Origin of the sequence: Acetobacter sp. DsW_063 (genome assembly GCF_002153745.1) — a bacterium.
In the GTDB taxonomy this organism is placed as follows: domain Bacteria; phylum Pseudomonadota; class Alphaproteobacteria; order Acetobacterales; family Acetobacteraceae; genus Acetobacter.
Map to the genome: position 1 here is coordinate 1 of NZ_JOPL01000054.1, position 7440 is coordinate 7440.

A 7440-nucleotide genomic window follows, 5' to 3' on the forward strand; every position below is an offset into this window, starting at 1 on the left:
CATCCAGACGCCACACGTCGCCGGGGGCCGCGCGCTTGCGGCGTAGCCTAGGCGCAAACGCAGCTCCGAACTTCAGGCTCCAGCGCCGGATCGTCTCATACGACACGACAATCCCGCGCTCGAGGAGCATCTCCTCGATCAGGCGGAAGCTCAGCGGGAACCGGAAATACAGTCACACAGCGTGTGCAATCAGATCACGCCCAAAGCGGTGACGTTTGTAGCTGACAGGAAGAGCGCTCATGCAGGGCATTCTACAGCCCAGAAGTTAATGTGACAGCACCCCTGCATCCTCCCGAAAAAGCACCGGGCATCAAAGCCGCCTTACGATTGGTATTTGTATAAAAAACGCCATCTGATCAAAAGCATGTTCGCAAAACTGAAAGACTGACGACGTGTTGTATCCAGATATGACCGCTACGCTCATACTTTCATGTCAGCAATCCATACCGCGGCGGCCTTCATTTTCTATCTCAAAGAATGAGTCCTGAGGCTAGAAGTCCTAAAACCCTATCGACGCTGTAAACAGCGCTGCGAAACCACTGCCGGCGTAATAAGTCGGTGCGCTGCCTGAAACAAGGCTGCCATAGCGGCCCGTTGTATCCTTGGCGTTCAGTGTCGGCCCCGCAACGCCCGAAAGGAAATGCTGATTTGTGATGTTGATGAAGTTCAGGCGCATGGTTGGTGTATGAAAGTGTGCGATGTCCGAGAACCGATAGCCCACCGAGAGATCGCCCGTAGTATGTTCCGGTATGCGCTCGTCATTCATGAACGTCGCATACTGATGGCCGACATATTTTACAGTCACGACGCCAAAGAAATGCCCGTCGTCATAGCTCAATCCCATAGCCGCCTGTAGTGGCGGGCTCCGCACGGCTGTCTTACCACGTGTGGGCAACGCGTCACCGTCAGCGACAATGTCATTGTCGATTGTCGCGTGAAGATATTCGCCCGAGACATACGGGCTGAGATGATGCCAGGGTCGTGTCCCGAGTTCCACATCGACGCCACGCGTCGTCTGTCCCCCGGCGTTGACAGTAGACTGAATCAATGACCCGTTGACGTTCAGTTCCGTCGCAACCTGACGATTGGTGAAGTTGTAATTGAAGAATGTCACGCTTCCGACGATCCAGCGATCGGTGTAGCGGTAGCCCATCTCTTCGGATATCGAGTATTCCGGCTTGGTGTTGGAGACGCCCTTTTGATAGGCCTCCCCAGAACCCTGGTCGTAGGCGTTGAAAAACGCGTTACTGGCGGGTGCACGGAAGTTGGCTGTTCCATTTAAAAATATCTGGCTTTGATCACCCAGTTTCCATCGCATGCCGATCCGCGGCAGTGGTTCGAAATAGTTTCCATCGGACCGATATTGCGGCCCGGGCATGGAATTCACGCCGTTGCGGGTCAACATTACGGCCTTGAAGCCGGCGTCGATCGTTAAACGATCATGCAGAAGTGACACATGATCGCCCAGAAAAAGAGCATTTGTCTGGGAAATCGTATGGTTACTGTCTGCCAGAAACTGCGACCCATCAGCGAGTTTGATGGTGAGCGATTTTCGTTCGGCCCATATATCGGCAGCATACCCGTTGGCATCAACAGGGGAGAAGCTGTCTTGCTCGTTATCATCAGAATAGTCATACCAGTAGCCAAGCACGAAAGTGTTTGCTTTCCAGCGATAGTGGAGGGCTGAATTGAAGCCGGAGCGATAACTGCGCTGGGTGTAGTTGGCCCGGACGACGGCAGTACCGTCCACGGCGTCGGGCAGATAAAGAGAATGGCCGAGCGGCTGTGTGCCATTATACAACCCGCCTTCAGCCAGAGATGAACCTGCAGGAACGTTGCCGTATGCGAACTGCGTATAGGGCGTCACATCCAGGGAAAGACGTTGGGTCAACGCGACATGAACCGGTGCGCCGACATACAGCGTTCGTTCGGGATCACGCCACAGGCGCCAGTAATCCGTTCCCCCGTTCGCATTGGTTGGATCGTACGTTTTTGCAAGATTATTGGCGCCATGTATCCCGTCCTGCCGCCATGCCGCAAGCGTGGGCTGTGGATAATAGCTTGTGATCGTGCTGTTCCATGACCCGAGGATCGCCGCGTGATTACCCTCGCCCCAGGCTTTGAGGAACTTGAAATCGACATGCTGTCGGGTGTCACGTCCCGGCCCGCGCCAATTATCGGTCGCACCATGGGAATAAGAGACAAAACCTCGTATCCCGCTATTGCCGATGTTCCCTGTCTCAAGACGGATAAATTCACGGTTTGTGTCATACGACCCATACGAGGCGGCAACATATCCTCCAGACTTGCGAGGAGGATCTCGGAACGCAAGGCTCATGAGGCCACCGGCGGCATTCAGGACCGGGCTGTCGAGGTCTGCGGCCCCTTGCGCAAGGGAGACGTTTTCGTAATTCTCGCTATCTGCGAATTGGGCGGGATAGCCGGAGTAATAGGCAATATCGTTAAGCGGCATGCCCTCGAGAACATAACCGATCGCATCGTTACCTAAGCCACGTACAGTGATATCGGTCGACGCTGAAAACCCAAACGGGTCGGACGTCGAGACGTTTGCGCCGGGAAGAACAGAGATCAACTGGAACGCGGTGGAGGTAGGAGCCTGTTTCGAGATATAGTCGCGATCCACCGCGCTGACCGATTTGGGGTCATGTCGCGGCCTGATTAACCCACCCCCTGGGGCGTGCCCCGCCGTGTGGTCAATGTCGCCATTAACAACAATACGCTCCGTGCGTGGCGATCTGCCGTTTTGAGATTCGGATGCAAAGGGACTTAGGATTCCGCCATCGGACGCGTTTTGTGCGTGCAAGACGCCGGGGCGTAGCACCAGAGCGAACCCTGAAATCCCGGCCAGAAGCACGACACGGCCCGCCGTTCGGTATGTTCTCGCTCTCACCTTTTTTGCCTGATCAGTCTCACCCCTTGTGCTCAGCACTAACAACAATCCTGTGTATGATCGATTAGCTCATAAATCACTATTATTGTACGCATTAAGGCATAATTTCGAATTTGTAAATTGCCACGCGGAACACACACCGAGTGTCAGTTAAATATAACAAAGCGGCGGATCGAAGCTACGGTCTGCCTTGGAAATATTGGTCCACCGGTAGTTTTTCATCAAATCTTTCTTACGGAATTATTTTGCTGAAGCGAGTGAAAAGAAGAAATCGGCAATGGCGCTGCTGGCGTCAAACTGCCGACTGTCCAGCCCGACAAATATCGGCCGGGCAATCTTGATAATTTACGCAGCACCCGTGCCCTGTCGCATGGCGCGATCGGTTGCGTGGGGGCGAGCGGTTGACCATCCCGCGAACAGGTCGGCAAGGAACGGCCACGGCCTCAAAGCTGCGCGGGACGGGCGCCGCCTCGCTCTCCCGCCCCCCTTTTTCAGTATACGACATGAAGACGGCTTTAGCGTTCATCGGGCGTTCTAGATCCAGACGGTTACTCAAAGGGCGATCAAAGGAGTTCTTCGCATGAATCGTATTGTCGCACGTCGTGTATTGCCTGCACTGCTACTGCTCTGCCTAGGCGTGTCGGATGGGCGCGCGCAGCCAGCCGGACAGCTGGCTGGTGACGAGCCGACGTCCGGGGCGCAAATTACGACCATCACGGCGCCGGGGAATCTGGAATCGACGGCGACCCTGGGCTGCGTCACGCTCGACAGGGCTACGGCGAAGAACAACCCTGTCGACCTCTTTCTAGCGGCCAAGGCCTGCATCGACGCCGGCCGCTTCGAAGAGGCGGCGCCCCTGCATTTGCTCGCCGTGCTCTATGGCCACTTCGACATGAATCGCGTTTCGGACGAGACAGCCCATCAGGCGATCATCGCGGCGCAAATGGAGATCTACGGAGACCTGTCGAAGGCTCAGGAGACGGCGTTTAATGCACAGCTCAAACTGATGGTTCACGATCCAAAGACGCACGCAGCGTTCTGCACCGTGGCGTCCAGGATAGGCCCCCCGGATTACGTTCCGCGCTACATGATACAGCACGGCATGGGCGCCTTTGTGGGGAATGGCGGCGACGGACTGGTCAAGGAGTTCAATCCCGCCGCGACCTGGAGCAAGATCATGAAGGACCAGATGAAATGTCCAGTGTGAGTCCGGCGAAATATGGACCAGGCGTGTCGTCAGTTCACGCGCCGCTGTTCCACGGTTTTTACTTCCGCAACATCACGCAGCGCAATGGAGATAGCCTCGAGCGCCATGCGCGGCGCATCGCGCACGGTGAAGACGCATTCCGGATCTTTGGAGAGGATAAATGACCCGGTTGGTCCGTCCTCGACGCGCGGTCGCCCGGCTATGAACTTCACCCCGCGTCCGGGCACTGCAACCGGTCTCGCGCCGGGCCTGCTGGACGCGATCTGCCGCCCGCACAACCAGATGTCGCGCGCAAAGGTCCGCCACAGCGTCGCCTCATGAAACCGGGGCCTGACCGTCACGGTGTCGGCCAACGCTTCCACAGTCCCGTCCCCTCCCCTATCAGGGCGAGGGTGAGATGTACGATCGGGTGGGTCCTTACACTCCGCGACTTGCCGCGCACGGTGCTCGATGGCGCAGGAGAAAGATACGGGGATTATGCTTGGTTAAGTCTGGTCAGTTGCCGCCATTCTGGTCTGCTTCACCTGCGACGCCGCCCCCGGGAGTGGCGGCAACTTTGCCAGCGTCGCCTGCCATATTATGCCTCCCGGAAAGATTCGAGCTGACGCCGATTTTCACTTCTGCGCTTTGTTCACCTTGTTCGGTGTCACCTGAAGCAGCATGAGCCTTCGCCTCGGACACCGATTTTTGAAATTCTGCCTGAGCCTGTTCTTTCCCGATCGTTCCGGAATCTAATTTTTTTGCAATAACGTTTCTCGACGAGTTTATAGACATAATCACGAATTGATCGTAGCCAGTTTTCTTCGCCATAATATTATCGGCATTATTAAGGCACCTTGCATGTGAATAGTAGTTTTCTGGAATATTTTTCTGAATTCTGTCACACTCCGCGTACGCTTTGTTATGTTCATTTACGGCAGACCGCTCAGTACATGCAGGAAGAGAGATTATGGCGGCGACAAGAAAAATATTCTTCACACTGAACTCCGTTTGAACCGATACCGAACATTCCATTGTATGCTCGTGAGGTCAAATAAGCATCCGATTAAAGTAGTTGCTACACATCATAGACTGACAGCGGTCTCGATAAAATCCGCGCGTTATCGTGCTGTATCGGTGATGTCATGCTAATTGCGCTTATGCGGCGCACGCCCGCAATTCGGCATTGTGAGGCGAAGAGCGCGGCGGCACTATCCAGTGGGCTGAGCGCAGATTGACGGCGTGGTAATGAGGATTTTTTGGCGGTTTATTTTTTTACAAGATAAATCCTCGACATTCCCGAAATATAGGGAATTTTCGGCTTTGTTGGTCAGATTCAGGTGAGTATGGCGCTTCACGCATGGCATGAATCTCGGCTCATTCTATAGAACTATGAGGCCTCATTGTACGTGACGACGCTCTAACCGGGATAGGCGGTGGCTGCATGTGTTGAATTCGTCGGGAAAACGAATAATACTGCGGGATTCAAGCAAGGAGCATGAGCCATGGAGCGACGCGCCTTCAACTCGGATCTGGCGGGTCTGGGCCTTTCCCTTGGCGGCGGGTATGTCAGACCGACCGCCGGGGCGACACCGGCGAACGTGGAGAGTTTTGTTCTACACGCGAATGATTGGGTGCCGAACAATCCAGCATTGCCGGTCATTATGTATCGTAACGCCTTGTCGGTGGGTGGGGAGGATCCTGCAACCGCATTTGAGGTGTTATTTCAGGCTAACGGATGGCCGCCTAGGTGGCGAAATGGCGTCTATTCTTTTCACCATTATCACACGCTAGGCCATGAAGTTTTGGGGTTCTCCGGGGGATCGGCCAGACTCATGCTTGGCGGACCAGACGCCCGTGAAGTGCAAGTGCAGGCGGGGGATATCGTTGTCTTGCCCGCGGGCGTCGGGCATATGAAGCTTGCGTCTGATGCGGCCTTCGAGGTTGTGGGCGCCTACCCTCCGGGTCAGGAGTTCGACATTGTCAGGCAAGCGCCTGACGGCGACCAGCGGACCCGTTTGGCAAGTTTGCCTTTTCCTTCGTCGGACCCCGTACAGGGGACCGGCGGTGCAGTCAGCAGATTATGGAAATACTAATGAATTCAATAAAGCGCCGTACCGCGCTCAGCATGATATTGACCCCGGCCCTTCTTGCTTTTGCATATAGGGGGTATGCAGAGACTCCTCGCCTGAAGATTGGTATTATCGGAGCCGGACAGGTGGGTACGACGCTTGCGCGCCTGTGGGTCGGGTCTGGATATCCCGTAGTGCTTTCGGCCCGCTCGCTTGATGAGGCGAAACAGGCGGCTGGGCAACTCGGTCCCCTGGCATCTGCTGGCACACCGGAGCAGGCGGCGAAGTTTGGCGACGTCGTTGTGCTGGCTGTGCCGTATCGCGCTATTCCCGCGTTAGGCCAGCAGTTGGCTACGACGGTGAAGGGAAAGACTTTGCTCGATCCAAGCAACTTCTACCCCTTTCGTGATGGAGCGATTGCCGAAACTGCCGCGCACGATGGCGCTGGCCCAACAACCCAGCGGTATTTCCCCGGCGCACATGTCGTGCGCGGGTTCAACTCGATTGATATGAGCGTTCTGCGGTCCGAAGCGCATCGTGCAGAGCCCAGGCTTGCGGTTCCGATCGCCGGGAATGATCCCGCAGCTGTAGACAGTATCTCGGGACTTGTGCGGGCTGCAGGATTTGATCCGGTCGTTACCGGCGACCTCGCCAGTTCGGTCATGTTTCAGCCCGGCGGCCCAGCTTTTGAAGTGACGAAGGACGTTGCGGGCCTGAAATCTGCTTTGTCTCAACCATAAACGCGGTGCGACAGGGTGGAGTCACGGCATTATCTCCGCAAAGTCCTTGATGCGTGCGATGTGCATGAAAATGAAGCCTGTTAAAGCTCGAGGCGGGATTTGCCGCGTCGTAATTGCGGCTTCAGGGGACGAATGATCCGGCGGGTTTCGGAAGGCAGACGGCGGTAGCTGCCATTCCAAGAGCGGTCGAAAAGCGGGGTAAGCGGCTCCTTTTCGCTGCGATGGATATCCCAAGGTTTCCTGGCAGATTTGCATATGCATTAGCGCTAATCTAGGATCAGGACTCATTCTTTGAGATAGAAAACGAAGCTTGCAGCGATATGGATTGTAGACATGAAGGTATGAGCGCACCGGTCATATCGGGTCGCAACGCGTCGCCAGTCCTTCAGCTTTGCGAACATGTTTTCGATGAGGTGGCGTTTCTTATACAGATGCCAGTCGTAAGAGGGCTTTGATTTCCTGTTCTTCTTTGGCGGAATACAGGCGGTGATGTTCCGGTCTGCGAGAGACTGTCTGATTTTATTGCTGTCG

At 55.4% G+C, this 7440-nt stretch carries 7 protein-coding genes and 1 pseudogene; 3 read left to right on the forward strand and 5 right to left on the reverse strand.

From position 1 onward, the window contains the following. Positions 1 to 172, reverse strand: a pseudogene (locus HK28_RS09135) (IS6 family transposase); the annotation flags it as partial. 327 nt (positions 173 to 499) lie between these two features. Continuing rightward, positions 500 to 2911: a TonB-dependent receptor gene (locus HK28_RS09140; protein ID WP_369823635.1), complete on the reverse strand. Its 2412-nt coding sequence runs from the start codon at positions 2909 to 2911 to the stop codon at positions 500 to 502. A 580-nt stretch (positions 2912 to 3491) separates the two neighbouring features. On the opposite strand from HK28_RS09140, the gene HK28_RS09145 reads away from it, so the two are divergent. Beyond that, complete coding sequence (locus tag HK28_RS09145) at positions 3492 to 4118, forward strand: hypothetical protein (protein ID WP_086644288.1); 627 nt, start codon at positions 3492 to 3494, stop codon at positions 4116 to 4118. A gap of 29 nt (positions 4119 to 4147) precedes the next feature. Here HK28_RS09145 and HK28_RS09150 read toward each other — a convergent pair whose 3' ends face one another. Continuing rightward, positions 4148 to 4480 (reverse strand): hypothetical protein, encoded by a 333-nt coding sequence (locus HK28_RS09150; protein WP_086644289.1) that lies wholly within the window; start codon positions 4478 to 4480, stop codon positions 4148 to 4150. A 133-nt stretch (positions 4481 to 4613) separates the two neighbouring features. Continuing rightward, positions 4614 to 5096 (reverse strand): hypothetical protein, encoded by a 483-nt coding sequence (locus HK28_RS09155; RefSeq protein WP_143217379.1) that lies wholly within the window; start codon positions 5094 to 5096, stop codon positions 4614 to 4616. A gap of 506 nt (positions 5097 to 5602) precedes the next feature. On the opposite strand from HK28_RS09155, the gene HK28_RS09160 reads away from it, so the two are divergent. Beyond that, positions 5603 to 6193, forward strand: coding sequence for a cupin domain-containing protein (locus tag HK28_RS09160; protein WP_086644291.1), 591 nt, complete (start codon positions 5603 to 5605; stop codon positions 6191 to 6193). Next, the gene (locus tag HK28_RS09165) at positions 6193 to 6909 is read left to right on the forward strand and encodes an NADPH-dependent F420 reductase (RefSeq protein ID WP_369823636.1); all 717 of its coding nucleotides are present in this window, start codon (positions 6193 to 6195) and stop codon (positions 6907 to 6909) included. Before HK28_RS09160 ends, HK28_RS09165 begins: the two co-directional genes overlap by 1 nt. A gap of 284 nt (positions 6910 to 7193) precedes the next feature. Here the strand turns inward: HK28_RS09165 and HK28_RS09170 are convergent. Next, positions 7194 to 7440 (reverse strand): transposase (locus tag HK28_RS09170; RefSeq protein WP_143217380.1); only part of this gene is annotated, 247 nt, incomplete at its 5' end.